The 25,596-nt window shown below is 71.6% G+C and carries 24 protein-coding genes and 1 pseudogene; 14 read left to right on the top strand and 11 right to left on the bottom strand.

Going from position 1 to position 25,596, the window contains the following annotated elements; all coding sequences use genetic code 11:
• Window positions 1–45 precede the first annotated feature (45 nt).
• Window positions 46–1,065 carry a chorismate transformation enzyme, FkbO/Hyg5 family gene (locus tag BMZ45_RS14810; RefSeq protein WP_254776660.1) on the bottom strand — a complete coding sequence of 340 codons (1,020 nt, stop codon included), beginning with the start codon at window positions 1,063–1,065 and terminating at the stop codon, window positions 46–48.
• A complete protein-coding gene (locus BMZ45_RS14805) occupies window positions 1,062–2,453 on the bottom strand; it encodes an NAD(P)/FAD-dependent oxidoreductase (RefSeq protein ID WP_091637326.1) in 1,392 nt (463 codons plus the stop codon). Before BMZ45_RS14805 ends, BMZ45_RS14810 begins: the two co-directional genes overlap by 4 nt.
• 123 nt (window positions 2,454–2,576) lie before the next feature.
• On the opposite strand from BMZ45_RS14805, the gene BMZ45_RS14800 reads away from it, so the two are divergent.
• The 10 genes and pseudogenes from BMZ45_RS14800 (at window position 2,577) to BMZ45_RS14755 (ending at window position 10,415) form a co-directional block, all read left to right on the top strand.
• Window positions 2,577–2,846 (top strand): phosphopantetheine-binding protein, encoded by a 270-nt coding sequence (locus tag BMZ45_RS14800; RefSeq protein WP_056177784.1) that lies wholly within the window; start codon window positions 2,577–2,579, stop codon window positions 2,844–2,846.
• 46 nt (window positions 2,847–2,892) lie between these two features.
• A complete protein-coding gene (locus BMZ45_RS14795) occupies window positions 2,893–3,582 on the top strand; it encodes a hypothetical protein (protein WP_091637325.1) in 690 nt (229 codons plus the stop codon).
• 81 nt (window positions 3,583–3,663) lie between these two features.
• Complete coding sequence (locus BMZ45_RS14790) at window positions 3,664–3,951, top strand: hypothetical protein (RefSeq protein ID WP_091637324.1); 288 nt, start codon at window positions 3,664–3,666, stop codon at window positions 3,949–3,951.
• Window positions 3,948–4,838, top strand: a pseudogene (locus tag BMZ45_RS14785) (acyltransferase); the annotation flags it as partial. The gene BMZ45_RS14790 and the pseudogene BMZ45_RS14785, both read left to right, overlap by 4 nt.
• A gap of 49 nt (window positions 4,839–4,887) precedes the next feature.
• Entirely contained in the window at window positions 4,888–5,619 is a 732-nt protein-coding gene (locus BMZ45_RS14780; RefSeq protein WP_254776659.1) for a LolA-related protein, read from the top strand.
• Window positions 5,616–7,961: an MMPL family transporter gene (locus tag BMZ45_RS14775; RefSeq protein WP_091637322.1), complete on the top strand. Its 2,346-nt coding sequence runs from the start codon at window positions 5,616–5,618 to the stop codon at window positions 7,959–7,961. Before BMZ45_RS14780 ends, BMZ45_RS14775 begins: the two co-directional genes overlap by 4 nt.
• A complete protein-coding gene (locus BMZ45_RS14770) occupies window positions 7,948–8,379 on the top strand; it encodes a phosphotransferase (RefSeq protein ID WP_091637321.1) in 432 nt (143 codons plus the stop codon). Before BMZ45_RS14775 ends, BMZ45_RS14770 begins: the two co-directional genes overlap by 14 nt.
• A gap of 76 nt (window positions 8,380–8,455) precedes the next feature.
• Entirely contained in the window at window positions 8,456–8,941 is a 486-nt protein-coding gene (locus tag BMZ45_RS14765; RefSeq protein ID WP_091637320.1) for a hypothetical protein, read from the top strand.
• A 128-nt stretch (window positions 8,942–9,069) separates the two neighbouring features.
• Window positions 9,070–9,810: a 3-oxoacyl-ACP reductase FabG gene (fabG, locus tag BMZ45_RS14760; RefSeq protein WP_091637319.1), complete on the top strand. Its 741-nt coding sequence runs from the start codon at window positions 9,070–9,072 to the stop codon at window positions 9,808–9,810.
• 113 nt (window positions 9,811–9,923) lie between these two features.
• A complete protein-coding gene (locus tag BMZ45_RS14755; protein ID WP_254776658.1) occupies window positions 9,924–10,415 on the top strand; it encodes a hypothetical protein in 492 nt (163 codons plus the stop codon).
• A 10-nt stretch (window positions 10,416–10,425) separates the two neighbouring features.
• On the opposite strand, the gene BMZ45_RS14750 is transcribed toward BMZ45_RS14755, so the two are convergent.
• From BMZ45_RS14750 to BMZ45_RS14735, 4 genes are read right to left on the bottom strand one after another with little or no spacing between them, the layout of a single operon-like run.
• Window positions 10,426–11,676 (bottom strand): cation:proton antiporter, encoded by a 1,251-nt coding sequence (locus BMZ45_RS14750; protein ID WP_091637317.1) that lies wholly within the window; start codon window positions 11,674–11,676, stop codon window positions 10,426–10,428.
• Window positions 11,677–11,711: 35 nt separating this feature from the next.
• Window positions 11,712–12,539: a glycosyltransferase family 2 protein gene (locus BMZ45_RS14745; protein ID WP_091637316.1), complete on the bottom strand. Its 828-nt coding sequence runs from the start codon at window positions 12,537–12,539 to the stop codon at window positions 11,712–11,714.
• Window positions 12,532–13,311: a beta-ketoacyl synthase chain length factor gene (locus tag BMZ45_RS14740; protein WP_091637315.1), complete on the bottom strand. Its 780-nt coding sequence runs from the start codon at window positions 13,309–13,311 to the stop codon at window positions 12,532–12,534. Before BMZ45_RS14740 ends, BMZ45_RS14745 begins: the two co-directional genes overlap by 8 nt.
• Window positions 13,308–14,489, bottom strand: a complete 1,182-nt coding sequence (locus tag BMZ45_RS14735) for a beta-ketoacyl-[acyl-carrier-protein] synthase family protein (RefSeq protein ID WP_091637314.1) — start codon at window positions 14,487–14,489, stop codon at window positions 13,308–13,310. The genes BMZ45_RS14740 and BMZ45_RS14735 overlap by 4 nt, the downstream gene beginning before the upstream one ends.
• A 200-nt stretch (window positions 14,490–14,689) precedes the next feature.
• Between BMZ45_RS14735 and BMZ45_RS14730 the strand changes: the two genes are divergently transcribed.
• The gene (locus BMZ45_RS14730; protein ID WP_091637313.1) at window positions 14,690–15,373 is read left to right on the top strand and encodes a YdcF family protein; all 684 of its coding nucleotides are present in this window, start codon (window positions 14,690–14,692) and stop codon (window positions 15,371–15,373) included.
• A gap of 197 nt (window positions 15,374–15,570) precedes the next feature.
• Here the strand turns inward: BMZ45_RS14730 and BMZ45_RS14725 are convergent, their stop codons facing one another.
• Window positions 15,571–16,314 carry a helix-turn-helix domain-containing protein gene (locus BMZ45_RS14725; RefSeq protein WP_091637312.1) on the bottom strand — a complete coding sequence of 248 codons (744 nt, stop codon included), beginning with the start codon at window positions 16,312–16,314 and terminating at the stop codon, window positions 15,571–15,573.
• 167 nt (window positions 16,315–16,481) lie between these two features.
• Between BMZ45_RS14725 and BMZ45_RS14720 the strand changes: the two genes are divergently transcribed.
• Window positions 16,482–18,779: a serine hydrolase domain-containing protein gene (locus BMZ45_RS14720; RefSeq protein WP_139215526.1), complete on the top strand. Its 2,298-nt coding sequence runs from the start codon at window positions 16,482–16,484 to the stop codon at window positions 18,777–18,779.
• A gap of 91 nt (window positions 18,780–18,870) precedes the next feature.
• Here BMZ45_RS14720 and BMZ45_RS14715 read toward each other — a convergent pair whose 3' ends face one another.
• Together BMZ45_RS14715 and BMZ45_RS14710 are read right to left on the bottom strand one after the other, a co-directional pair.
• Complete coding sequence (locus tag BMZ45_RS14715) at window positions 18,871–20,673, bottom strand: DUF885 domain-containing protein (protein ID WP_091637310.1); 1,803 nt, start codon at window positions 20,671–20,673, stop codon at window positions 18,871–18,873.
• Between the two features lie 84 nt (window positions 20,674–20,757).
• Entirely contained in the window at window positions 20,758–21,276 is a 519-nt protein-coding gene (locus BMZ45_RS14710) for a cytochrome c oxidase assembly factor Coa1 family protein (protein WP_175489087.1), read from the bottom strand.
• Between the two features lie 112 nt (window positions 21,277–21,388).
• Here BMZ45_RS14710 and BMZ45_RS14705 point away from each other — a divergent pair, with 112 nt between their 5' ends.
• A complete protein-coding gene (locus BMZ45_RS14705) occupies window positions 21,389–21,940 on the top strand; it encodes a hypothetical protein (protein ID WP_091637308.1) in 552 nt (183 codons plus the stop codon).
• 40 nt (window positions 21,941–21,980) lie between these two features.
• On the top strand, window positions 21,981–22,517 hold the full coding sequence (locus BMZ45_RS14700; RefSeq protein WP_091637307.1) for a hypothetical protein: 537 nt from the start codon (window positions 21,981–21,983) through the stop codon (window positions 22,515–22,517).
• Window positions 22,518–22,526: 9 nt separating this feature from the next.
• Here the strand turns inward: BMZ45_RS14700 and BMZ45_RS21850 are convergent, their stop codons facing one another.
• The gene (locus tag BMZ45_RS21850; RefSeq protein WP_091637306.1) at window positions 22,527–23,381 is read right to left on the bottom strand and encodes a transglutaminase-like domain-containing protein; all 855 of its coding nucleotides are present in this window, start codon (window positions 23,379–23,381) and stop codon (window positions 22,527–22,529) included.
• A complete protein-coding gene (locus BMZ45_RS14690; RefSeq protein WP_091637742.1) occupies window positions 23,378–25,573 on the bottom strand; it encodes a S9 family peptidase in 2,196 nt (731 codons plus the stop codon). Before BMZ45_RS14690 ends, BMZ45_RS21850 begins: the two co-directional genes overlap by 4 nt.
• Window positions 25,574–25,596: the final 23 nt, after the last annotated feature.

The raw sequence follows: 25,596 nt of genomic DNA, 5'->3' as shown, positions 1-25,596 counted from the left end.
CTCGCCTTCGGCGCGCCGCCGCCTGCGGTTCCGCGTAGGCGAGGCTTAGAGGTCGTGGACGCCGTCGATTTCCACGCGCAGTTCGCGCCGGCATACCGCCGCCTGCAGCACGATGCGCTGGATGCCGGGCAGGCGCGCGTCCATCGCCGCCATCACCGCCGGCACTTCCTCGCGGTCGCGCACGTAGACCTTCAGACGCGCGCCGGCGCCGAAGCGCGCCGGCAGCGACGGCCGTTGCGCGCGCGCGGCGGCGATCAGGCTGTCGAAGTTGGCCAGGGTTTCGTCGAGCTGGGTGTCGACCGAATCAATGTGGCGCGACTCGTGGCCGACGATGGCCGCGGTGCCCGACAGCAGCAGCGGCATCGCGCTGCCCAGCGGCGGCAGCATCGCGCGCGCGAAGCTGGGCGGTTGCGGGCCGTACTGGCGCGGGTAACGGTAGGCGCTGATCTGGCGCGGGTTCTCCAGCGGCGTGCCGGGCGTGCGCGAGGCCAGCCAGTACACCAGCAGGCGGCGGGTTTCGCCGGCCTCGCTGACCTTGCCGATCGCGGTCGCGGCCGGCAGCTGGCCCGGTTCGAAATCGCCCAGGCCGGCGGCGCGGCCGACGCAGAACACGCGGTAGCGCTCGGCGTCGCCCTGGCCGACGGTGATGCCGTCCAGGTAGTTCCAGATCCGCAGCAGATGCGGATAGCCGCGCGCGCGGGTGAACTCGATCATGCGCGCGTAGATGGTCTCGGCGACCGCGGCGATGCCGTCGTTGACGTGCAGGCCCGGCGGTTCGTCCAGTTCCAGCGCGCCGAACTGCAGCGCGCCGTCCTCCGACCAGGCCAGGTCGCCGTCGCGGCCGCAGGCCACCGGCGCCGAGCCGCGCCAGACTTCCAGCTTGGCCTCGCCGTAGGGCTCCAGGGCCACGCGCAGATAGCGCGGGTCGTCGTGATGCGGGGCGTTCGCGCCGAAGCCGAACACCGCCAGCACGTCGTCGCCGGCCAGGGCCTGCACGGGCGTGGCGTCGGTGTAGTCGACGCTGTAGCGCGGCGTCGCGGCCACCACGGTCGCGGCCGCGCTCACGGGTTGCCCTGCTGCAGCGTGTCGCCGCGGAAATCCACGCCGACCTGGCGCTTGCGCCGCAACCAGCCGCGCAGCGCCTGCGGCGCCATGCGGATCGCCGTCATCGCGTAGATGAAGCGGAACATGCGCAGGCGGCGCAGCACCGCCGGGTTGTCGAACACGTCGCCGGCCAACATCGAGATCACCGCCTGCTCGACCTGCCAGTAATTGCGCGGCGCGCTGAACAGCGCGCGCATCACCGGCGTGGTGAAGCGGTAGATGAACCACTGGAAGTGCTTGAGGCCGCGCTTGAGGCGCTTGACCATCGCGCGCTGCAGCTCGGCCTCGCGCGCGGGATCGCGCAGCGCGCCGTCCACCACGTCGGCCGCCTGCTCGCCGCTGTTCATGCCCAGGTAGACGCCGGAGGAGAACACCGGATCGACGAAGGCGTAGGCGTCGCCGACCATGACCCAGCCCGGCCCGGTCATCCGGGTGCAGGTGTAGGAGTAGTTGCCGGTGACGTGGACCGCGCCGACGCGCTGGGCGCCCTGCATACGCGCCCACACCTGCGGCTCGGACTCCAGAGTCTTCATCAGGAAGGCCTCGGTCTCGCCGCGGCGCTGCTTGAGGTATTCGGGGAAGCACACCGCGCCGACGCTCATCACGTCCTTCTGCAGCGGGATCAGCCACATCCAGCCGTGCGAGAAGCGCTGCACGGTGATGTTGCCGGCGTCCTCGCCGTCGCGGCGCTCGACGCCGGTGAAGTGGCTGAAGATCGCCGCCGACTGGTGCAGCGGGTTCTTCTGCTTGAGCTTGAGCTGGCTGCCGAAGAAGGCGTCGCGGCCGCTGCCGTCGACCACGTAGCGCGGGCGCACGATCAGCGCGGCGCCGTCGGCGTCGCGCGCATGCACCCGCGACGGCCGGCCGTCGGCGCCGAACTCGACCTTCTCGACCTTGACCCGCTCGCGCGCGTCCACGCCGTTGGCCTGGGCGTTGCGGAACAGCAGCTGGTCGAATTCCTCGCGCTTGACCTGATAGGCGTAGCCGAACTTGGGATTCAGCGCGCGCTCGAAGCGGAAGGTGTTGTAGTTGCGTTCGTCGATCGGGAACTCGGCGCCCGGTTTGTGGGTGCCGATGGCCTTGACCTGCTCGAGCACCCCCAGGCGCTCGAGGATGGGCAGGTTCATCGGCAGCAGCGATTCGCCGATGTGGAAGCGCGGATGCGCGTCCTTCTCCAGCAGCAGCACCTTCCAACCCTTGCGCGCGAGCAGGGTCGCGGCGGTGGTGCCGGCGGGGCCGCCGCCGATGACCAGGACGTCGGGGCTGAGTTCCGGGGCGGAGGCGGGGCTGTTCAGGTTTGCGTCCGGCGGGGCGTCGGCGGGGCCGGGCGCGGGGATGGTTGAGCTCATCGGAGAATGATAGCTCGCCGTTCGTGATCGCTGTCCGGGTCGGACCGGACCTGGGGACGGTTGCGCGCGGCCGCCCGATGCCGGATCGTGGCGCACCTTGCCGCCCGTAGTTGGATCGACCCGATGTCCGAACAGAACCCCGCCGAACGCGAACTCGCGCAACTCCTGGTCGAAAGCCTGAACCTGGAGGACGTCGATCCGGCCCAGATCGACCCCGAGGCGGCGTTGTTCGGGGATGGGCTGGGCCTGGACTCGATCGACGCCCTGGAGCTGGCCCTGGCGGTGTCCAAGCAGTACGGCTTCCAGCTGCGCTCGGACAGCGAGGAAAACCGCCGCATCTTCGGCTCGCTGCGCGCGCTGTCGGCCCACATCGAACAAAGCCGGGCCGCCTGAGCGCGCCCGCGCCCGGCCGCCGCTCGCGCGCACGGACCGTCCAGCCATGACCGGCGCCGTGCTGCGGCTGCTGCTGGCGATCGCCTACCCCCTGCTGGCGCACTGGGCCAGCCACGACGGCGGCGGCTGGCCGGCGGCGATCGCCCTGATTGACCTGGCCCTGATCGTGCAGATCGAGGCCCTGCTGCACCTGCGCCTGGGCGCCTGGCTGCTGTTCGCGGCGATCCTGGCCGGACTGGCCGCGATCGCCCACACGATCTATCCGCAGCTGTTGCTGCTGACCCCGCCGGTGCTGTTCACCGGCGCCCTGTCGTGGTGGTTCGCGCGCAGCCTGCGCGCGCCGCGCGAGGGCCTGATCACCCGCATCGTCGCCGCCCTGGACACCTGCACGCCCAGCCAGCTGCCGGCCGACGTCTACCGCTACTCGCGCCAGCTCACCGCGATCTGGGCCTGGCTGCTGGGCGGCCTGGCGCTGGCCAACGCCGCCCTGGCGATGATCGCGGTGCCCGGCGGCGTGCTCGCGCGGCTGGGCCAGACCCCGCCGATCGCGATCAGCCAGGACCAGTGGTCGCTGTTCGCCAACCTGCTCAACTACGGCATCGTCGGCGGTTTTTTCATCGGCGAGTACCAGTTCCGCAAGCGCGTGTTCCAGGACCGGCCCTACCGCAACTTCTGGGATTTCCTGCGTCGCATGGGCGGGTTGGGCCCTTCGTTCTGGCGCAGTCTGTTCGACTGACGCCAGGATCGGCATGGCGTCACGGGCCGGTGGCTTATCCTGTCGCCCACCCAGGCCGAAACACCGTCGAACCCCGCCCGCATGGAATTCCGCATCGCCGCCGATCATCCCAGTCTGCCCGGGCATTTCCCCGGACGACCGGTCGTGCCGGGCGTGGTCGTGCTGGACCGGGTGCTGGACGCGATCGAGGCCGGGTACGGTCCGCTGAACGGGCTGCGCCTGCCGCAGGTGAAGTTCGCCCAGCCGCTGCTGCCCGAGCAGACCGCGCGCATCGAGCTGGACGGCGCCGCGCCGCGCTGGCGCTTCCGGGTGCTGCGCGGCGACACCCTGTTGGCCAGCGGCGAAGTGGTCGCGGACGCGCCGGCATGAGCGGCGAGCACTGGAAACAGCGCCCCGAGGGCGGCAGTCCGTTCGCGCTGCGCGTGCTGCGCGCGATCGCCCGCCACGGCGGACGCGGCCTGGCGCGGCTGTGCCTGTACCCGATCACCGCCTACTTCGTGCTGGTGCGCGGCCCGGAACGGCGCGCCTCGCGCGCCTACCTGGCGCGCGCGCTGGATCGCGCGCCGGGCCTGTGGGACGTCGCCCGCCACATCCACACCTTCGCCGCGACCATCCTCGACCGCTTGTTCATGCTCGGCGGGCAGATGCATTACTTCGACGTGCGGGTCAGCGGGCTGGACGAGCTGCGCGCCCAGCACGCGCGCGGCGGCGCGCTGATCTTCGGCTCCCACCTGGGCAGCTTCGAGGCTCTGCGCGTGCTCGCGCGCAGCGCGCCCGAGGTGCAGGTGCGGGTGGTGTTCGACAAGTCGCACAACCCGGCCATGACCCAGTTGCTGGATTCGCTGGATCCGCGCATCGCCGCCGGCGTGATCGACGCCGGCCAGGACGGCCCGGCGATCGTGCTGGCGGTGAAGCAGGCCCTGGACGAGGGCGCGCTGGTGGCCTTGCTGGTCGATCGCGCGCGTCCCGGCGAACCCTGGCTGCGCACGCCGTTCCTGGGCGCGCCGGCGCCGTTTCCGCTCGCGCCCTGGCTGGTCGCCGCGACCTTGAAGGCGCCGGTGCTGCTGGCCTTCGGCCTGTACCGCGGCGGCGCCCGCTACGATCTGGTGTTCGAGCCGTTCAGCGACGGATCGGCGATTGCGCGCCAGGATCGGGCGCGCGTGCTGGCGACGATGGTCGAACGCTATGCCGCGCGGCTGCAGCACCACGCCTGCGACGCCCCCTACAACTGGTTCAACTTCTACGACTTCTGGCATGCCGATGACGCGGTTCAAGACAGCACAGCGCAAGACAGCACCGCTCACGATGGCCTTGCGCACGACGGCATCGCCCCGGACGATCCGGCCGCGCCGCTGGGGCTGGGCGCTGGCGCTGGCCTGCGCCGCCGGCTCGCTGTACGCCGCTCCGCCTGAGCCGGCCGCGGCCAGCGCGCCCGGCGCCACGGTGGACCCGGACTGGATCCTGGCGCGTCTGGCCCAGCCGGCGTCGATGCGCACCGCCTTCGTCGAGATCCGCGGCTCGGCCCTGCTCAAGGCGCCGCTGCGCCTGAGCGGCGAGTACCAGCGCCTGGAAGACGACACCCTGGTGCGCGAGGTGCGCGCGCCCTATGCCGAGACCACCACCATCCGCGCCGGCGAAGTGAAGATCCAGCGCGCCGGCAAGGCCGCGCGCAGCTTCTCGCTGTCGCGCGCGCCGGAACTGGCCGGTCTGCAGGCCAGCTTCGGCGCCCTGCTGGCCGGCGACCGCAAGCGCCTGGAGCAGCAGTACCTGGTCGCCGCCGAAGGCACGCGCCAGCAGTGGACCATGACCCTCACGCCGCGCAGCAGCGCGGTCGCGGCCAAGCTGCAGGGCATCACCCTGCGCGGGCGCGGCGCCGAGCTGCGTTGCATCGAGGCGCGCCCGGCGCGTTCGGACGCCAGCGGCGGCATCGAACTGCAACGCACCTTGCTGGCCGGCGCCGCGCGCGAAGCGACCAGCATCACCGACGCCAGCCAGCTCGCGGCGCTGTGCCGCGGCCACGGCGCCGCGCAGCGATGACGCCAGCGCGCCGTCTCGGCCTCGCGCTGTTGTGGCTGGCCGCGCTCGCGCTCGCGGGCTGGGCGATCAGCCGCCATCTGGAACTTAGCGGCGATCTGCGCCGTTTCATGCCCAGCGCGCGCACGCCCGCGCAGAAGCTGCTGATCGACGAGCTCGGCGAAGGCCCGGGTTCGCGGCTGCTGCTGGTGGCGCTGGCCGGCGACACGCCGCAAGCGCTGGCCGCGCAGTCGCAGGCGATGCGCGCCGCGCTCGCGGCCAAGCCGGAGTTCAAGCTGGTCGCCAACGGCGCCGACCTCGGCCTGGACGCGATTCCCGAACGCCTGCGCCCGTATCGCTATCTGCTGTCGCCGACCTTGGACACGCAGGCCTTCGACGCCGCCTATCTGGGCGAGGAGCTGCAGGCGCGCGTGCAGGACCTGGGCTCGCCGGCCTCGGCGATGCTGGAGCCGCTGCTGCCCAACGATCCCACCCTGGAAACCCTGAAGCTGGCCGAGGCCTGGCAGCCGGCGAACGCGCCGCAGCGCCTGCACGGGGTCTGGTTCGACCGCGCCGGCCGCGAGGCGTTGCTGGCGCTGGAAACGCGCGCGGCCGGCTTCGATCCCACCGGCCAGCAGGCCGCGGTGGACGCGATCCGCGCCGCCTTCGCGCAGGCGCGCGGCGCATCCCAGGCGCAGCTCACGCTGAGCGGGCCGGGCGCGTTCTCGGTCGAGATCGGCGGCCGCACTGCGCGCGAGGCCAGCCTGATCGGCACCATCGACAGCCTGGTGTTCGTGCTGCTGCTGTGGCTGGCCTATCGCAGCTGGAAGGCGCCGCTGCTGGGCGGCCTGCCGCTGGCCAGCGCCGGTCTGGCCGGTCTGGGCGCGGTCGCGCTGATGTTCGATGGCGTGCACGGCATCACCGTCGCCTTCGGTTTCACCTTGATCGGCGTGGCTCAGGATTATCCGATCCATCTGTTCAGCCATCAGCGGCCGGGCCTGTCGCCCTGGGCCAGCGCGCGCGCGCTGTGGCCGACCCTGGGCACCGGCGTGGCCTCGACCTGCATCGCCTATCTGACCTTCCTGGTCTCGGGCGTGGACGGGCTCAAGCAGCTGGCGGTGTTCACCATCGTCGGTCTGGGCACGGCCGCGCTGACCACGCGCTTCCTGCTGCCGGCGCTGATCGATCCCTCGCCGCGCGACGCCGCCGATTCGGCCTGGCTGGCGCGCGCCTGGGCGGCGCTGGCGCGGCTGCCGCGGCTGCGCGCACCGGCGATGCTGGCGCTGGCCGCGCTCGCGCTGGGCGTGGCCTGGCTGGCGCCGGGCGCGTTCTGGCAGAACGATCTGGCCAAGCTCACCCCGGTGCCGGCCGACGCGCTCGCGCGCGACGCGCAGTTGCGCGGCGAGCTGGGCGCGCCCGACGTGCGTTATGTGATCGCGCTGGAGGCCGGCGACGCCGAAGCCGCGCTGCGCGCGTCCGAACGCCTGCTGCCGGCGCTGCAAACCTTGCGCGCGCAGGGCGCGATCGCCGGCTACGACCTCGCCGCGCGCTATCTGCCCAGCGCGGCCACCCAGCGCGCGCGCCAGATCAAACTGCCGGGCGCGGCGACCCTGGACACGGCGCTGGCCGCCGCGGTCGCCGATAGCCCGTTCCGTGCCGACGCCTTCGCCGGTTTCGCCGCCGACGTCGCCGCCGCGCGCAGTGCACCGCCGCTGATCGCCGCCGATCTGGACGGCACGCCGCTCGCGGCCAGCGTCGCCGGCCTCTTGCTGCAGCGTCCCGGCCACGCCACCGCGCTGGTCTCGTTGAACGGCTTGAACGATCCGGCCGCGGTCGCGCGCGTGGCCGCCGCGCACGGCGCCCAGCTGCTGGACCTCAAGCAGGCCTCCGAATCGCTGGTCGCCGCCTACCGCGGGCGCGTGCTGCTGGCCCTGGGCCTGGCGGCGGTGCTGCTGGCGCTGACGGTGTGGGTCGCGCTGCGCTCGCCGCGGCGGGTGCTGCGGGTGCTGGCGCCGATGGCGTTGACCACCCTGCTGATCCTGGCGGTGCTGCGCGGGCTGGGCATCGAGCTCAATCTGTTCCATTTGGTCGCGCTGATCCTGGCCGCCGGCCTGGGCCTGGATTACGCGCTGTTCTTCGACCACGCCGGCGACGACTACGCCGAACAGCTGCGCACCCTGCACGCAGTGATCGTCTGCAGCCTGACCACCTTGCTGGTGTTCGCGCTGCTGGCGTCCTCGTCGATCCCGGTGCTGCGCGCGATCGGCGCCACGGTGGCGCTGGGCGTGGCGTTCAACTTCGTGCTCGCGCTGTTGATCGTGCGCGAGCCGGCGACGATGCGGGAGCGCGCCGATGCGCAGCCGTGAGCAGATCGCCGCGCTGATTCCGCACCAGGGCACGATGTGCCTGTGGGAGGAGGTGTTGGACTGGGACGCCGACGCCATTCGTCTGCGCAGCCACGGGCATCGCGATCCCACCCATCCGTTGCGCAGCCACGACCGCCTGCGCGCGCTGCACCTGTGCGAGTACGGCGCGCAGGCGATGGCGGTGCACGGCGGACTGCTCGCGCGCGCGGCCGGCGAGATCGCGCGTCCGGGCTTGCTGGTCGCCTTGCGCGGCGTCGAACTGCGCGTGGCGCGCATCGACGATCTGGCCGGCGCGATCGAGGCGCAGGCACGCAAGCTGGTCGACGCCGGCGACAGCTGGCAGTACGAGTTCGCCCTGCATCACCAGGGCGTCCTGCTAGCGTCCGGCCGCGCCGCGGTGATGCTGCGCCCGGACTGAGCGTTCACAGCGCCGACGGCGGCGCGTTCCAGGTAGATGTCGCGCGCGTCCGCGCCGCCGCTACCGGAGAACCGCCATGAGCATCGAATTCGAATTGCTGAGCGTGGAGCCGTACCAGGCCGACGGCCAGTTCGGCCATCGCTTCACCCTGCGCATCGCCCTGGAAGAGCGCGACAACGCGCGTCTGAACTGGATCGAGCGCACCGATCGTCCCTACGTCGAGGGCATGGAACCCGACACCTGGACCGACCTGTTCCAGCTGGTGCACGGCCAGTCGACGGTGTTCAACGGCTGGAACGAGAGCCAGGACGACAGCGGCGCGGTCACGCTGAGTTTCGTGGATCCGCCCTCGATGCGGATGGAGCCTTACGCGCAGCGCACGCTGCAGTTCTGGATCGTGGTGCTGGACGGCAACGGCGAGGACTGGGCGGTGTGGGAAGGCACCCAGCAGCTGGCCTGCAGCGACACCGGCGCGATCGTCACCCAGACCCTGGCGCAGACCGCGAACACCCACGGCGACGACGGCGATCCGCCGTATCCGGAGGGCTTCGCGCCGTACTGAGCCGGCGCGCGCCGGGCCGCAGGCACGGTCGCGACGCGAGTGCGCACGCCGCCATGTCCGCGCAGGGCGCTTCCGCCGCAGCCGCGCTGCGGGGACAATCGCGGTTTCCGCCGCCGCGAGCCCTGCGCATGAGCCAGCCGTCCTCCACTGCCCGCCGCGCCCTGGTCACCGGCGGCAGCGGCGATCTCGGCGCGGCGATCTGCGCGCGCCTGGGCGCCGACGGCCTGCACGTGATCGTGCACGCCAACGCCAATTCCGAACGCGCCGCGGCCACGGTCGCGGCGATCCGCGAGGCCGGCGGCAGCGCCCAGGCGGTGGTCTTCGATGTCGCCGATGGCGAGGCCGCGCGCGCGGCGATCGAAGGGCTGTTGGCCGACGGCCCGATCCAGGTCGTGGTCAACAACGCCGGTGTGCACGACGATGCGCCGATGGCCGGCATGAGCGATGCGCAGTGGAAGCGCGTGATCGACATTTCGCTGCACGGCTTCTTCCACGTGACCCAGCCGCTGCTGCTGCCGATGGCGCGCACGCGCTGGGGCCGCATCGTGAGCGTGTCGTCGGTGGCGGCGGTGCTGGGCAATCGCGGCCAGACCAATTACGCCGCGGCCAAGGCCGGCCTGCACGGCGCCTCGATGTCGCTGGCGCGCGAAATGGCCTCGCGCGGGATCACCGTCAACGTGGTCGCGCCGGGCGTGATCGAAGGCCGCATGGCCGCCGACGCGTTTCCGCCCGAGACCTTGCGCCAGCTGGTGCCGGCCGGCCGCGCCGGCCGTCCGGACGAGGTCGCGGCCCTGGTCGGTTTCCTGTGCTCGGATGCGGCCGGCTACATCAACGGCCAAGTGATCGGGATCAACGGCGGCATGGGCTAGGCCGCGAGGCCGGCTCCACCCGTCGGCCCGCCGCGCCCGTTCGGCGCGCCGTCACCCCGCCTCACCGGGTCGGGGGTAGCATGGCCGCAACCGTCCACCCGCGGAGTCGCGCCATGCGCCGTCATCTCGCTCTCGCCCTGCTGATTCCGATGCTGGCCGCCTGCGCCAGTTCGCACGTCCTGGTCGGCTCGCCGCGGCCGCCGATCGATCCGGCTCAGGTGCGCGTGTACTTCGCGCCGCCGCCGGGCTCCTACGAGCAGATCGCCATGCTCCAGAGCAACAGCGGTGCGTTCACCTACGGCGAACAGAACAAGATGAACTCGGTGATCGGCAAGCTGCGCACCGAAGCCGCCAAGCTCGGCGCCAACGGCGTGCTGTTCCAGGGCACCGAGGACGGCTACGGCGGCGGCGGGGTCAGCGTCGGCGCCGGTGGCGGCCGTTACGGCGGTCGCAGCTTCAGTTCCGGCGGCGTCGGCATCGACATCACGCCGCGTCAGAAGTACGGCCACGGCGTCGCGATCTGGGTCGCCAATCCGCCGCCGCTCAGCGATCCGGGCCCGACCGCGCCACCGCCGCCCGCGCCGCCCGCGCCGCCGCGCAACTGAGATTGGCGTCCTAGCGCCGCGTGCCCTGCGCGCGCGGCGCGTCCGCGCTAGCCGCACGACCGGCGAACAGGCTCAACAGCGGTGAGGTCATCACCGTGGTCGCGATCGCCATCGCCAGCAGCATGGTGAACAGTTCCGGTCCGATCAGGCCCGCGTCCAGGCCGACCTTCATCACGATCAGTTCCATCAGCCCGCGCGCGTTCATCAGCGCGCCGGTGGCCAGACTGTCGCGCCAGCCGTAGCCGGCGATGCGCGCGCCCAGCGCGCCGCCGGCGATCTTGCCGGCCACCGCCACCACCAGGATCAGCGCCAAGGCGCCCAGGCCGGCGCCGACGAAGGCCTCGGCGCGGGTGTTGAGGCCGGCCAGGGCGAAGAAGATCGGCATCAGGATCACCACCGCCGCGTATTCCAGGCGCTCGGTCAGGGTGCGCAGCAGACGGTCGTCGCGCGGCAGGCAGGCGCCGAACACGAAGGCGCCGAACACCGCGTGCAGGCCCAGCCATTCGGTCAGCGCGGCGCAAGCGAGCAGGCCGATCACCAGCGCGGCCAGCATCGCCACCGAGGGATGGCCGTCGGGCGCATAGCGGCGCAGCAGGGCCGCGTAGGCGGGCTTGAGCACGCCGAAGGCCAGGGCCAGCAGCGCCAGCAGGCCGATGCAGATCTTGGCGAAACCCCAGACGCCTTCGCCGCTGCCGACCAGGGCCACCACCAGCGCCAGCACGATCCAGGCGAACACGTCGGCGATCGCGGCCGAGCCCAGCGCGAGCCGGCCCAGACGGGTCTGGCTGAGGCCGCGGTCCTTGAGGATGCGCGCCATCACCGGGAAAGCGGTGATCGACATCGCCGCGGCCATGAACAGCGCGAACGGCCAGAAGCCGACGCCGGCCGGCGCCAGCGGATGCAGCCAGGGCGACACCGCGATGCCCAGGATCACCGGCAGCAGCACGCCGAACAGACCGACCGCGCCGGCCTCGCGCAACTGCGCGCGCACGCCGTCGGGCGCGCGCAGTTCGGCGCCGACGATGAACATGAACAACACCAGCCCCAAGGTCGACAACGAGCCCAATGCCGGCAGCGAGGCCGGCGCGAACAAGGCCGCATGCGCCTCGGGCAGCACCGCGCCGAACACCACCGGCCCGAGCACGAAACCGGCCGCCATCTCGCCGACCACCGCGGGTTGGCCGAAGCGCTTCAGCACCGCGCCGCAAGCGCGCGCCACCACCAGGATCACCAGCAGTTGCAGCAGCAGGGTATGGGTCATCGGTGCGGCTTCCGGTGTCGGACGCGCTCGCGCGCTCAGCGCGGCTCGGCGGGCAGGTCGCGTTCGCGGCGGGCGGCGAATTCGCCGCTGGGGTCGTCGATCACCGGCACGGCCGCGCGGGTGCGCCAGTATTCCTCGATCACGTCGCCGTAGCCCCAGACCTGGGCGACCACGTGCGAGGTGATGCGGTACAGATCGCGCAGCGGGCGGAAGTGGCTCTTGCGGAAGCGCACCTCGGTGTCGGCCTGCTGATAGCGCGATTCGATCGGAACCGAGACCACGCCGGTGCCGAGCCGGCGCGCGGCCGAGATCAGGATCTGCGCCTCGAACACGAAGTCCTCGCCGGGCACCTGGTCCAGCGCGCACACCGCCGCCGGGTAATAGCGCTGGCCGCTCTGGCTGTCGGCGATGCGGTAGCCGCAGCCCCAGCCTATGCCCCAGTCGCCGAATTCGTTGGCCAGGCGCCGATACACCGGCGCCGAGGCGCGCTTGCGCAAACGCGCGCCGATCACGATGCAGCCCGGATGGCGTTGCGCGCTGGCCAGCAGGCGCGGCAGATCGGCGGGGTCGTGCTGGCCGTCGCCGTCCATGGTCAGTACGCCGGCATAGCCGCGCCGCAGCGCCTCGCGGAAACCGTCGCGCAGGCTCGCGCCCTTGCCCATGCGCTGCGGGTGGCGCAGCAGGGTCACCGGCAGATCGGCGATGCATTCGGCGGTGCCGTCGTCGGAGCCGTCGTCGACCACGATCACGTTCGGGCAATGCGCGAGCGCGCCGAGCACGGTCTCGCGGATGCGCAGGGATTCGTTGAGCGCGGGGATCACCACCGCGATGCTGTCGCGTTCCGGGCGCCCGGACTCAGTCATGGGCGAGCTCCAGTTCCAGCACGCGGCCGGCGCCCGCGGCCAGGCGCACGCGCGCGCTCGCGTCTGCCAGCGCGTCGAACAGCGGCAGCATCGCCGCCATCGCATTGCCCTGCGAACGTCGCGTGAGCGCGCCGCCGGCATCGGCCGCGCCGTCGCGCAGCTGCGCACGCATGCGCACCGCGCCCGCGCGCGGCGTGCGCGACAGCACCAGCGCACCGCCGAGCAGGCCGACGCTGGGCGCGACCGTGGCCAGCGCGCCGCTGGCTTCGCCGTCGTAGCCCACCAGCAGCACCGCCTCGGCATCGTCGCCCAACTGCGCCATCGCCTCGATCAGGCCCTGGGCGAAGCTGGCCCGCTCGGCGCTGATCGCGGTGGCGGCGCGCATGCAGCCGGCGCCGATGGTCCAGTAGCCGGCCGCGGCGTTGTGCACCGAGTTGTGGAAGCGGGTGGGCGAGATCGCGCGCGGATCCGCGGCCAGGGTCGCGCACATGTAGTCGGTGATCGCCAGGTCGCCGTGCGCGGAGGCGAACACCGAGGCCAGCGTGGCCGGGTCGCGCCCCGCGGCCTGACAGGCGGCGAGCGCGACGTCCAGCGCCACCGCCACGGTTTCCGGCGCGCGTCGGCGCTCGTTGGCCGGCAGCAGCTGCGGCGACGGCCGCGCGGGCGCGTCGGCCAGCGCCTCGGCGCCGCCGGCGTAGTCGCGCGCCGCGCTCCACGAGGGCAGGCCGCGGCTCCAATAGGCGAGGCCTTCGATGTAGGCGAGGGCGGTCATGCGCGGCCGAACACCAGCGAGCAGTTGTTGCCGCCGAAACCGAAGGAGTTGTTCATCGCGTAACGGATCGGGCTGTGCGCATTGTCGAAACGGATCTGCGGGCCGCACGCCGGATCGGGCACGACGCTGTTGAGGATGCCGGGCAATTCGCCGCGCTCCAGCGCCAGCAGCGCGATCGCCGATTCGACGATCCCGGCCGCGCCCAGGGTGTGGCCGGTCCAGCCCTTGGTCGAGCTGGCGTGCAGGCTGGCGGGGAACAGCGCGGCCACCGCGATCGCCTCGGCCTGGTCGTTGGCCGGCGTGGCGGTGCCATGCAGGTTGAGATAGCCGACCTGGCCCGCGTCGATACCGGCGCGCGCGAGCGCGTCGCGCATCGCCAGCTGCGCGCCCAGGCCTTGCGGGTGCGGCGCGGACATGTGGTGGGCGTCGCTGGATTCGCCGTAGCCGCGCAATTGCAGCGCGCCGGCGTCGTCGCCGTCGACGCGCTCGATCAGGGCGTAGCCGCCCGCTTCGCCCAGCGACAGGCCCACGCGCGCGGCGTCGAAGGGCTTGCAGGGTTCGCTGGCGACCAGCTGCAGCGAGTTGAAGCCGAACAGCACGCTGCCGCACAAGGTGTCGACGCCGCCGACCAGGGCCGCATCGGCGTAACCGGTGGCGATCAGGCGCGCGGCCTGGGCGAACACCTTGGCGCTGGACGAACAGGCGGTGGCCACGGTCACGCAGGGGCCGCGCAGGCCGGTGGCGCGCTGCACGAAACCGCCCAGCGAATGCGGCTGATGGACTTCGGCGCGCGCCAGATCGGCGGGGAACTGGCCGTCGACCAGGCGCGTATAGGCGTCCTCGGTGGCGCCGATGCTGGCCGTGGAGGTGCCCAGCACCACCGCCACGCGCTCGGCGCCGCGGCGCGCGACCAGCGCGGCCAGGGCTTCGGGCAGGCCGTCCTGGTTCAGGGCCAGCCAGGCCAGGCGGTTGTTGCGGCAGTCCCAGTCGGCCAGTTCGGCCGGCAGGGCCAGGGTTTCCAGACCGTCGACGCGGCCGATCCAGCAGTCCAGCGGATCGGGCCCGAAGTCGTTGCGGCGCAGACCGCCGCGGCGTTCGCGCAGGGCCTGGGCCTGGGCCTCGCGACCGCGGCCCAGGGCGGTGGTCGCGGTGTACGCGCGGATCGCCAGCGCGGGCATGGGCGGGGGCGGCAACGACTCAAGCGACACGCAGGACTCCGGGCGAGATGAGGCCGGAGTATAGCCAGCGCGGCGTGCAGCGATTACGCCGCGGCGTTCAGCTTGCTGTGCGCTTGCGGCGGGGCGGGCCGACGGCACGCGGCGACGCCCGGGCGGGGGCGTAGACTGCGCATCCCGCCGTCATTCCTTCGCTTGCGCGCATGTCCAGCCGTACCGCCCACCGCCTGGCCCTGTTCGGCGATCGCGACGTGCTGCACGCCTGCGCGGTCGCCACGGCGGTGTGCGCGCTGAGCGCGGGCCTGGTCTATGTCGGTTACTTCGTGCACGTGCTGCGGGTCGCGCGCAACGCGCCCTGCCAGCCCGAGCTCGGCGAATGCGTGCTGCTGTTCGGCAAGCACGCGCCGCGCGGCCGCATCGACCGCGATTTCGAAGCGCGCCTGGACCGCGCGGTGTCGCTGTGGCGCGAGCGTCCGCCGGCCAGCGTGGTGCTGCTGGGCGGCGGCGCGCCGGACGAGCCCAGCGAAGCCGAGGTCGCACGCGGCGGCCTGTTCGCGCGCGGCCTGTCGCCGGACGCGCCGCTGCGCCTGGAGGCCGAATCGCGCGACACCCTGCAGAACCTGCGCAACGCCCGCCATCTGCTGGGCGACGGCATGCGCTCGCGGGTGACCTTGCTCAGCAGCCGCTATCACCTCGCGCGCTGCGCGCTGTTCGCGCGCCAGCTCGGTTTCGACTGGGAACTGTGCGCGGCCGAGCCGCGATTGCAGCTGGGCCCGCGCATGCTGCTGCGCCTGGCCGGCGAGGCCGCCTACGTGTGCATGAGCGATATCGGCGCGCGTTGGGCGCGCCTGATCGGCCATCGCCGCATGCTGTCGCGGGTGAGCTGAGCCGCGTCGGGTCTGCGCTTTTGGGCGCGCGGTCGCGCTGCGCGAGGTAGGGGGGTGCGGCAAGGATTTACGCTGCGGCGGCTGTTTTCCGATCGAGAAAGCGAGTCGGCACCCAGCCGCCGCGCGCACGATTCGGCGCTGTTTTCAGGGCGAATCGGATTGGCGGAGGCGCTGGCGCGCGACCGCGACGCGCCGGCTCAGCCGGCGGCGCGGCGCCGGGTCGGCGCGGGTCGGCTCGCGGTGGCGGCGCTCGGGCCGCGCGCGTTGCTCGCGCCGGCCTGATACGTCGCGCGCAGGCTTTCGGGCGGTTCCGATTCGGTGCACACCGACAGCACGCGGCAGGTCGCGTCGCCGACGGCGATATAGGCATGGCCCATGTTGCTGTCGAAGTAGATCGAGTCGCCCACTTCCAGACGCGCCGGCGCGTACAGGTCGGTGTGCAGCTCCAGCGAGCCCTCCAGCACCAGCGCGAATTCCTCGCCCGGGTGGCGGATCAGTTCGCCGAACTCCTGCAGCGAGCGCGCGCGGATCTCGGCCACGATCGGGGTGAAGCGCTTCTGGCGCAGCTCCGAGGCCGGAAAACGCTGGCCGTAGTTGTCGGTGTCGATCGCGAAGCCTTCGTTGGCGCGGGTGATGCTGCGCCGTCCGGTCGGCACCTGCTGCGGCGCCGAAGCTTGCGAGGACGAGCCGAACAGATCGGCGATGTCGATCTCGAGCCCGCGGCTGATGCGGGTCAGCTTGTCGTAGGTCAGCGACATGCGGTTGTTCTCGACCTTGGACAGGGTCGAGATCGGCAGGCCGGTGCGATCGCTGAGTTCCGACAGGGTCCAGCCGCGCTGGGTGCGCAAGGCGCGCAGGGTGTCGCCCGGCTGCGAGGCGATGCCGGAGACACTGCCTTTCGGGTCACGCTTGGGGCGTGCTGCGCGTGTAGTCGAGGTCATGGCCGAACTTTAGGGCCTAGACGAGAGGCCTGCCAAGCGATCATGCACCGCATTCCTTTTGGAGAACGTTTGTCCGTAATGGCAAAATCCTACCGCAATCGCGGTCGCGGCGGGCTCTGGCGCTTAGGATGTGGCGCGCCGCCGATCGCGGCACAGGGGGTGTCGTGGTGTCCAAGTCGCTGGAGTCGCTGATGGGTCGGGTCGGCCTGTGCTCGCTGGTGTTCGCGCTGGCGATCGCGGGGCTGCGGCCGCCGCCGGCCGTCGCGGCCCCACCGGCCGCCGCCGCGCAGGCCGCGCCGCCGCAAGCCGCCGCCGTACCGCCGCCGGCGGACGCGTCCGCGCCCGACGAGCCGGTGCCGGCTGCGGCCGATCCCGCCGCGGTGGTGTTCGAGCAGGAAACCCCGCGCCCCGGCGTGGCGCCCAGTCGCAGCGCCGGCAGCGAGGCCGTGCCGCTGGCGCCGCCCGTCGCGCCCGAGGCCGCCGATCCGGCCGCGGCCCCGGAGGGCGCCGAGGCGCTCGCGGTCGCGCCGATAGAGGAAGCGCCGATCCCCTTGCCCGAATTCCTGGCCGATCCGGTCGCGCTCGCGCCCGGCGACGCCATCGCGCTGCAGGCCGACGTCGCGCCGCAGCTCGACGCCGCCGACGCCCTGGCCTACTTCGACGGTGTGATCGGCAGCGCGCTCGCGCGCAGCGACATCGCCGGCGTGACCTTGTCCGTGGTCAAGGACGGCCGCCTGTTGCTGAGCAAGGGCTACGGCTATGCCGATGTCGCCCGCCGCACCCCGGTCGATCCGGCGCGCACCCTGTTCCGTCCGGGCTCGGTGTCCAAGCTGTTCACCTGGACCGCGGTGATGCAGCAGGTCGAACGCGGCCGCATCGACCTGGACGCCGATATCAACCGTTACCTGGATTTCAAGATTCCGCCCTACCGCGGCCGGCCGGTGACCATGCGCCAGCTGATGACGCACACCGCGGGCTTCGAGGAATCGCTGAAGCATCTGTTCGCGGCCGATGCGCGCGCCCTGCGCGGCAACGCGCGCTATCTCAAGTCGGTGCAGCCCGCGCGCGTGTTCGCGCCCGGCGAGGTGCCGGCCTATTCCAACTACGGCGCCGCGTTGGCCGGCTATGTGATCGAGCGCGTGACCCGTCAGCGCTACGAGGATTACATCGAGGCCGAAGTGCTGCGCCCCTTGGGCATGTACCGCTCCAGCTTCCGCCAGCCGCTGCCCAAGGCGCTGGCGCCGGACCTGGCCGGCGCCTACCGCGACGGCCGCCACGCGCCGGCGCGCGCGTTCGAGCTGGTCAATCCGGCGCCCGCGGGCGGCCTGTCGGCCTCGGCCGATGACATGGCGCGCTTCATGCTGATGCAGCTCGGCGAAGGCCGCCTGGGCGAAGCGGTGCTGCTGCAGCCCGACACCGCGCGACGCATGCACGCGCCGGCGTATCGCGCGTTGCCGGCTTTGAACGCGATGGCGCTGGGCTACTTCCGCAACGACCACAACGGTGTGCTCACGATCGGTCACGACGGCGCCACCGAGGCGTTCCAGAGCAGTCTGCTGCTGTTTCCCCAGTCGCAGGTCGGCTTGTTCGTGTCGGTGGACGGACCGGCCGCGAGCGCGGCGGCGCTGCGTCGCGAGGTGGTGCGCGGCTTCAAGCAGCGCTATTTCCCGCGTGCGGGCAAACCCGAGCCGACCCTGGCCAGCGCCGCAACGCACGGCCGCCAACTGGTCGGCCGCTACGAAAGCAGCCGCGGCTCGTTCGACAACGTCTTCGCGCTCGCCGGCTATCTGTCGCAGACCCGGATCGCGCTGCACGACGACGGCAGCCTGACGGTCTCGTCGCTGCGCGGCGCCGACGATCGGCCGCGACGCTGGCGCGAGGTGCGGCCCTATGTCTGGCGCGAGGTCGACGGCGACGCGCTGCTGGCCGCGAAGCTCGATCGCGGTCGGGTGATCGCGGTCGCCAGCGATGCGCATCCGCCGGCGGTATGGCTGCAGCCGGTGCCGGCCTGGCGTTCGGCGGGTTGGTCGCTGCCCTTGTTGCTGGGCGTGCTGGCGGTGCATGCCCTGATGGCGCTGCTGTGGCCGTCGGCGGCTTTGCTGCGTCGCCACTACGGCCAGCGCCTGGCCCTGGATCGGCGCGCGCGCCGCCTGCGCCTGGCGACGCGGCTGGGCCTGCTCTCGAACCTGGCCATGGCCGGTTTGTGGCTATGGCTGCTGGCGCGCGCCGATGCCGACATGGCCCTGCTCGACGGCGGCCTGGACGGCTGGATCCGCCTCGCCCAGTGCCTGGCCCTGCTGTCGCTGCCGATCGCCGCGCTCGCGATCGCGAACGCGATCCAGGTCTGGCGCGCGCCGCGCGACCGTTGGCATCGCCTGGGCGCCGGCCTGATCGCGCTGGCCTGCACGCTCCTGGTCGGCTTCGTGTTCGGCCTGCATCTGCTGACGCCGACCTTGAATTACTGAGCCGACGCGCAAGCGCATGCGGCGGTGCGCGACGGCCTGAAACGAACAGGCCGCGGGAGACGGGCTCCCGCGGCCTGTGGCTCGCGACCGATCAGCGCTTGCGCTGTGCCGGCACGAAGTTCTCGCGCACCGCCTTGGCCAGCTGGTCCGGCGGCAGCAGGCCCTGGTCGAGCAGGAAGTTGTTGAACGCCAGGCGGTCGAACTTGTCGCCCAGCGCCAGCTCGGTTTCCATGCGCAGCTCGAGGATGCGGCTGTAGCCGTAGAAGTAGCTGCCGGCCTGGCCGGGCGCGTTGAAGGTGTAGCGGTCCAGTTCCTGCTTGGTCATCGCCGGCGACAGGCCGACCTGCTCGCGCAGCACCTTGCCCGCGCTTTCGCGGTCGGTCATGCCCAGGTTGAGCATCGGGTCCAGCATCGCGCGCGCGGCGCGCATCAGGCGGAACTGCAGCGCGATCAGCTGACCGTCCACCGGCTCGTACGGCACCATCTCGGCTTCGGCGTACAGCGCCCAGCCTTCGACGTTGACCGAGTTGAACGCGAACATGGTGCGCGCCAGCGAGATGCCGCGCTCGACCATGGCGGTGAACTGCAGCTCGTGGCCGGGACGGCCCTCGTGCGCGGACAGGGTCCAGGCCACCGAGTCGAAGTTGAAGTCGTCGTAGTGCAGGCTGCTGCCGTCGGGATTCGGCACGGCGATCGGCAGCACGAACTGGCCCTGCTGGCCGGTGTTGCCGATCAGCGGCGCCGGCAGGAAATGCGGTGCCGGCTGCGCCGCCGATTCGGCCTCGCTGCCCAGGCGCATCACCATCGGGCGCTGCGGTACGTCGACGATCTTCTCCTTGCGGATGATCGGATCGATCGCGTCGATCACCGTGCGGTAGCGCGCTTCCAGCTGATCGTTGGGGATGCTGTTCTTCTTCAGCGCACCGATGACCGCGACGTAGTCGTGGCCGTCGATGCCGCTCAAGCCCTTGGCCTGCGCGACCAGCGGCGCGAGCTGGCGCATCGCCGCGCGGGTTTCCATGAACTCGACCTGGGCGCGGCGGATCAGCAGCTGCGGGTCGACGTCGATGCCGTACTGCTTGAGCCCGAACGCGTACAGCTCCGGCGGCAGGCGGTTGTCGGTGCGCGCCTGCGGCAGCACGGTGGCGCGCGCCCAGGCCGCGTAGTCCTTGAACTGCTGCTCCATCGCCTTCAGCGCCGGCTCGGCGTCGGCGATCTTGTACTTCTCGAACAGCTTGCGGATGCCGGCCGCGTAGGTCTCGACGTTGCCCAGCGCCTGCTCGACCTCCAGCTTGGTCGGACGCAGCTTGGCGGCATCGGTCGCGCGCTCTTCGTAGCGCTGGCGCGCGAGCACCGTGATCGGCGTGGCGTCGGCGCCCTGGCCGACGTAGTTCTTCAGGCGCGCCAGCGCGCGCGCGCGACGCTCCGGCGGGGTCTGATCGGACAGCAGGCCCTGCATGCCCTGGAACACCATCTGCGGCGCGTCGTTCCACGGCAGGGTCAGGCGTTCGTTGATCTCGCTGCCGGCGATGCTCTGATCGGCGGCGGCGATCATGATCTCCAGGTCCTGGCGCACGTCCGGGTTGCGCTCGAGCTGGAGCTTGCCGCGCAGCTCCTCGCGCGCCTGGGCGATGGTGGCGCGATAGCGCTTGCCGGTATCGGGCTTGAGGTCGGCGACGCGCTCGTCGAAGCCGGGCACGCCGAAGAACGACATCTGCTCCGGCGCGAACTCGCCCTGCGCCTTGAGCAGGATCTGGGCGTAGCCGTTGCTGGTGGTGACCCAGGCCGGTACGGGTTTCGTGGCGGCAGCGGCGGGTTTGGCGGCCGCCTGCGCGGCGAGCGCGGCGGTCGGCGCGAGCAGCGCCAGGGAAATCGCGAGAGCGAGGGTCTTCATGGGCGACGGAGGGCCGGTGGGAGGTCCGCCGACCATAGGCCCCAAGCCCGGCGCGGGCATGCGCCGTAGGTCACGTACCGCGAATCAGGCGTCGTCGGCGTCGCCGGAAGCCTCGGAATCGTCGGCATCGGACGCGGGCCGGTCGCAGCCGGGTGGGCCGGACGACTCGCCCAGGACCGGCGCGGTGGTCGGGATCAGCGAAATCTCGCGTCCGTCCGCCAGCCGCACCAGCATGGTCGCGTACTCCCAGCCCTTGCCCTCGTTGAGCGCCGCCACCGTCAGCTTGGCTTCGGCCTTGGCGCCGACCAGCGGGATCTCGAGATAGGCATGGCCTTGGTCCTTGCCGCTGACGCTGCCCATCACGAACATGCCGGTCTCGATCGGCCTGCCCAGCGCGGCGGCGACCTGGGGATCGTTGCGCGCCCGCGTCACCGCTTCGACGTAGGCAGGGTGGGACTTCATGTCCTTCATGATCATCGAGAACACGCCGCCTACGATGGCCAGCGGCACCACCAGGCACAGCACCGCCAGCAGCGGCAGCAGCCACAGACGATTGCGTTGCGCCCAGTCGCGCTGGGGCAGGGGCGGCGGGACGACGGACATGCGGACATTCCCTAGTGCGTATGGACGCAGTATCCGCAGTCCTGGGCTTCGCGCCAAGGCGGTACGCCGGGGCGCAGGCGCCGTGGTAAAACGCAGGAAAGAGGGGGATGCCATGGCTCAGGTGCCGAAGATCGATTCGCCGTGTCCGTTGGGCATCGACGAGCAACGCCGGCTGGACGGCCACTGCGGGCGCTGCGACAAACACGTGCATGCGCTGGATGCGATGAGCGACGACGAACGCCGGGCCTTGCTGCGCTCGGCCGAAGGCTCGATTTGCGTGTCCTACCGCACGCCTCGCCGCAGCGTCTCGCGTCGCGGCGCCGGCTTCGGGATCGCGATTGCGGCCACCCTGGTCTCCGGCGGCGCGTTCGCGGCCGATCCGCCTTCCTTGTTGCCCGTCGCAGCGAGCGAGCAGGCCACGCCTGTTTCCGCCGCGTCGCCCCTGCTGGAACCCGCGCCGGTCCAGAATTGCGAGGAAGAAGATCCGGGCCTGGAGTTCATCACGGTGGGCGGCGTCAGCGATCCGCAGGACGCGCACTGGGTCGACGACAGCGATCTGCCCGAACTGCCGATGCGCGAGGCCGCCGCGCTGGACGACGCGACGGCTGCGCTCGATCGCGCCGACGCCGTCGACCGCAAGGGCAACCCCGTTTCCACGCGTTAGCCGTTAACGACCGTATCCCACCCTCGCAGGAACGCTCGCCATGGCCTTGGCACCCAAGATCGACCAGCCCTGCCCGCTCGGCATCGACGAACTGCGTCGCTTGAACGGTTACTGCGGCCATTGCAAGACCCAGGTGCATGCCCTGGACGGTTTGAGCGAGGCGGAGCGACGTACGCTGCTGCAGGCGGCGTTCGGGCCGATCTGCGTGTCCTACCGTGTCCCCAGGCCGGCCCCGCTGCGTCGCGGCGCCGGCTTCGGCATCGCGATCGCCGCGACTTTGGTGTCGGGCGGTGCGTTCGCCGCTGATCCGCCGTCGCTGTTGGCGCCGACGACCATCGAACCCTCCGCCACGCCGGTCGCCACCGCGCCTTTGCTGCCGGTCGCCGAGACTGTGGAATGCGAACCGACCGAGCTCGAGTTCATCACGATCACCGGTGGCGTCAGCGATCCGCGCGACGCCGAGTGGGTCGACGACAGCGAGCTGCCCGAATTGCCAATGCGCGACGTCGCCGGTTTGGACGCCGCCCCCGCGCTGGTGCAGACAGTTGAGGATACGGTCGCCCGTCGCTCCCGATAAGCCTGCGTCTCAGCGCGCGCCGTCGATCACGCCGGTCGCTTCGATCACTTTCAGGCGACCGATCGCCGACATCACGCCCGCGCCGTCCTGCGGCAGGCCGTCGCCGATGCGCAGTGCGATATGGCCGCTGTCGAAGCGGCCCAGGCCGGCGTCGTAGCTGACCCAGCGCTGGCCGTTCCAGGCCTGGGTCCACACGTGCGGACTGAAGACATGACTCTCGCCGGTGAAGCGGCTGGAGTACGCGATGCCGTAAGCGATACGGGTCGGGATGCCCTGCGCGCGCCCGAGCGCGGCGAGCAGCAGCGCGAATTCGGTGCAGTCGCCGCCGCGCGAGGCCAGCGCCTGCGAGGCGCTGAGATAGTCGCGGTAGGCGATGGGGCCGTTCATGTGCTGCTGCACGGCCTTGACCAGCGACTGCATGCGGCGCTCCACGCCCTGGCCGCGCGCGTGCTGGCGTGCGAACGCGTGCACGCTGCGTTCGTCGCTGTCGATCCAGGCGTTGGGCGCGAGATAGCGCTGCAGCTCGGCCGCGTCCGGCGCCGGTTCGGCCCCGCAGTCGACGCAGACATCGATCAGCGCGGTCGCGTCGGTGAGGTCGCGCACCTGCACGCGTTGCTCGCCGGTGGCCGGCCAGGGCCAGGACAGGGCCGGCTCGAACGCGATCGCGTAGCGGATGCGGCCACTGCGCGCGCGCTCGGACATCTTGTACGGCGAGGCGACCAGGCGCGCATGGATGATCGCGCGTGCCTGGCTCTCGGTCGCACCCAGTGTCGGCGTCGGTGTTTGCGCCTGCGCGGCGACGCCGACGATCAGCGCAGCCCCGGCCAGCGCCGCTCGCCAACGCCGCGATGCGCGTGCGCTCACGGCTTCAGGCAGCGCGCGAAGAAGTTTTCGGTGATGCGCATCCGGTGCAGATTGTCCTTGCCCTTGAGGCCGTGCTTGGCGCCCGGATAGGTCATCAGCTCGAAAGGCTGTCCGCGTTGCTGCAGCGCGCTCATCAGCACGGTGGAATTGCTGAACAGCACATTGTCGTCGGCCATGCCGTGGATCAGCAGCAGCGGCGACTTGAGTCCGTCGATGTGCTCGAGCACGCGCGCTTCGCGGTAGCCGGCGACGTTCTTGTCCGGCAGGCCCATGTAGCGCTCGGTGTAGTGGCTGTCGTACAGCGCCCAGTCGGTGACCGGCGCGCCGGCGACGCCGCAGGCATAGGCGTCGCTGGCTTTGGCCAGCAGCATCAGGCTCATGTAGCCGCCGTTGGACCAGCCGTAGACGCCGATGCGTTCGCCGTCCACCCAGGGCTGCGACTTCAGCCAGGCCACGCCCTTGAGCTGGTCGGCGACTTCCACCGTGCCCTGCTTGCCGTACAGCGCGCCGCCGAAGGCCGCGCCGCGCCGCGGCGTGCCGCGGTTGTCGATCGAGAACACCACATAGCCGTGCTGGGCCAGGTACTGGTTGAAGTCCGGCGCCCAGGCGCGCTTGACGGTCTGCGCGGCCGGACCGCCGTAGACGTTGACCACCACCGGATAGCGCTTGGCCGGGTCGAAGCCGCTGGGCTTGAGCACGCTGTACTGCAGGCGGGTCTTGCCGTCGGCCGCGGTCAGGCTGCCGAACTCGATTTCGCGGTGGGCCTGGCGATAGCGCGCGTAGGGATGCTTGGCGTCGGCGAGGTCGTTGTCGATCAACGCGGCGATGCGGCTGCCGTCGTTGCGGTACAGCTCCAGCTGCGGCGGGGTCAGCGGGTTGGACCAGTTGTCGACGTAGACGCTGGCATTGCGCGCGAAGCTGGCGTTGTGGATGCCGTCGCTCTTGGACAGGCGCTCGATCGCGCCGCCGCTCAGGGCCACGCGGTAGATCTGCACGTCCAGCGGCGAGTCCTTGCCGGCGGCGAAGTAGACCTGGCCGGCGTCCTCGTCCACCGCCAGCACGCTGTCCACCGGCCAGTCGCCGGAGGTCAGCGGCGTGGCCTTGCGGCCGTCGGCGGACAACAGATACAGGTGTTCGTAGCCGCTGCGCTCGCTGTTCCACAGGATGCGGCCGTCCTTGAGGAAATGCAGGTCGTTGTTCAACGGCACCCAGGTCTGGGCGCGTTCGCTGGCCAGGGTGCGCTGCTTGCCGCTGTCCAGATCGGTTTCGATCAGTTCCAGCAGGTGCTGATCGCGCGACTGGCGCTGGAAAGTCAGGTGCCGGCCATCGCGCCAGTCGACGCGGGCCAGATAGATGTCGCGGTTCTTGCCCAGATCGACCCAGCGCGGTTCGCCGCCGCGCGGCGCGATCACGCCCAGCTGGATCAGCACGTTGCGGTCGCCCGCGGCCGGATAGCGCTGCTCGACCACGTCGGTGCGGTCGGGATAGACCTCGTAGCGCTTCTGCACCGGCACCGGGCTTTCGTCGATGCGCGCGAACGCGATCGCCGAATCGTCGGGCGCCCACCAGTAGCCGGTGTGGCGGTCCATTTCCTCGTCGGCGACGAACTCGGCGATGCCGTTGCCGATGGTGTCGCTGCCGTCGCTGGTCAGCTGGGTGGCCTTGCCGTCGGCCAGGTCGATCACCCACAGGTTGCGGCCGCGCACGAAGCTCACGTAACCGCCCATGGGCGAGAGCTTGGGATCGGTGGCGAAACCTTCGCCGTTGGTGAGCTTGCGCACCGCGGCCTTGCCGGTCTTGCTCAGGTCGTAAAGGTAAAGCTCGCCGCCCAGCGGGAACAGCAGGGTCTTGGCGTCGGGCGACCATTGGTAATCGACGATGCCCGACAGCGCGGCGATGCGCTGGCGCTCGCGGCGCGCCTTCTCGGCGTCGCTGAGCACTTCCGCGCCCGGCAGCACGTCGTCGGAATCCACCAGCAGTTTCGATGTGCCGCTGGCGATGTCGTAGGCCCACAGGTCCAGGCGGTTCTTGTCGCGCTCCTTGCCGCGCAGGAAGCCGACCCGGCTGCCGTCGGGCGCGATGCGCGGCTTGGTCAGGCTGGGGCCCGACAGCGGGGCGTCGCCGGCCAGGGCTTCGAGCGTGAGTTTTTCGGGAGCGTTCTGAGCGAGCGCGGGGACGGCGGTCAGCGACATGGCGAGCAACAGGCAGGCGGCGA

Source organism: Lysobacter sp. cf310, assembly GCF_900114355.1.
Taxonomy (GTDB): Bacteria; Pseudomonadota; Gammaproteobacteria; order Xanthomonadales; family Xanthomonadaceae; genus Lysobacter.
This window is presented reverse-complemented; position numbering and strand designations above follow the sequence as displayed.

Coding starts and splice junctions, on each gene's coding strand:
- BMZ45_RS14765 (WP_091637320.1), top strand. CDS start 8,456: ATGAGCATCGAATTCGAATTGCTGAGCGTGGAGCCGTACCAGGCCGAC.
- fabG (WP_091637319.1), top strand. CDS start 9,070: ATGAGCCAGCCGTCCTCCACTGCCCGCCGCGCCCTGGTCACCGGCGGC.
- BMZ45_RS14805 (WP_091637326.1), bottom strand. CDS start 2,453: ATGAGCTCAACCATCCCCGCGCCCGGCCCCGCCGACGCCCCGCCGGAC.
- BMZ45_RS14775 (WP_091637322.1), top strand. CDS start 5,616: ATGACGCCAGCGCGCCGTCTCGGCCTCGCGCTGTTGTGGCTGGCCGCG.
- BMZ45_RS14795 (WP_091637325.1), top strand. CDS start 2,893: ATGACCGGCGCCGTGCTGCGGCTGCTGCTGGCGATCGCCTACCCCCTG.
- BMZ45_RS14715 (WP_091637310.1), bottom strand. CDS start 20,673: ATGAAGACCCTCGCTCTCGCGATTTCCCTGGCGCTGCTCGCGCCGACC.
- BMZ45_RS14750 (WP_091637317.1), bottom strand. CDS start 11,676: ATGACCCATACCCTGCTGCTGCAACTGCTGGTGATCCTGGTGGTGGCG.
- BMZ45_RS14690 (WP_091637742.1), bottom strand. CDS start 25,573: ATGTCGCTGACCGCCGTCCCCGCGCTCGCTCAGAACGCTCCCGAAAAA.
- BMZ45_RS14800 (WP_056177784.1), top strand. CDS start 2,577: ATGTCCGAACAGAACCCCGCCGAACGCGAACTCGCGCAACTCCTGGTC.
- BMZ45_RS14730 (WP_091637313.1), top strand. CDS start 14,690: ATGTCCAGCCGTACCGCCCACCGCCTGGCCCTGTTCGGCGATCGCGAC.
- BMZ45_RS14705 (WP_091637308.1), top strand. CDS start 21,389: ATGGCTCAGGTGCCGAAGATCGATTCGCCGTGTCCGTTGGGCATCGAC.
- BMZ45_RS14780 (WP_254776659.1), top strand. CDS start 4,888: ATGGCCTTGCGCACGACGGCATCGCCCCGGACGATCCGGCCGCGCCGC.
- BMZ45_RS14735 (WP_091637314.1), bottom strand. CDS start 14,489: ATGCCCGCGCTGGCGATCCGCGCGTACACCGCGACCACCGCCCTGGGC.
- BMZ45_RS14700 (WP_091637307.1), top strand. CDS start 21,981: ATGGCCTTGGCACCCAAGATCGACCAGCCCTGCCCGCTCGGCATCGAC.
- BMZ45_RS14725 (WP_091637312.1), bottom strand. CDS start 16,314: ATGACCTCGACTACACGCGCAGCACGCCCCAAGCGTGACCCGAAAGGC.
- BMZ45_RS14755 (WP_254776658.1), top strand. CDS start 9,924: ATGCGCCGTCATCTCGCTCTCGCCCTGCTGATTCCGATGCTGGCCGCC.
- BMZ45_RS14770 (WP_091637321.1), top strand. CDS start 7,948: ATGCGCAGCCGTGAGCAGATCGCCGCGCTGATTCCGCACCAGGGCACG.
- BMZ45_RS14790 (WP_091637324.1), top strand. CDS start 3,664: ATGGAATTCCGCATCGCCGCCGATCATCCCAGTCTGCCCGGGCATTTC.
- BMZ45_RS14745 (WP_091637316.1), bottom strand. CDS start 12,539: ATGACTGAGTCCGGGCGCCCGGAACGCGACAGCATCGCGGTGGTGATC.
- BMZ45_RS14710 (WP_175489087.1), bottom strand. CDS start 21,276: ATGTCCGTCGTCCCGCCGCCCCTGCCCCAGCGCGACTGGGCGCAACGC.
- BMZ45_RS14740 (WP_091637315.1), bottom strand. CDS start 13,311: ATGACCGCCCTCGCCTACATCGAAGGCCTCGCCTATTGGAGCCGCGGC.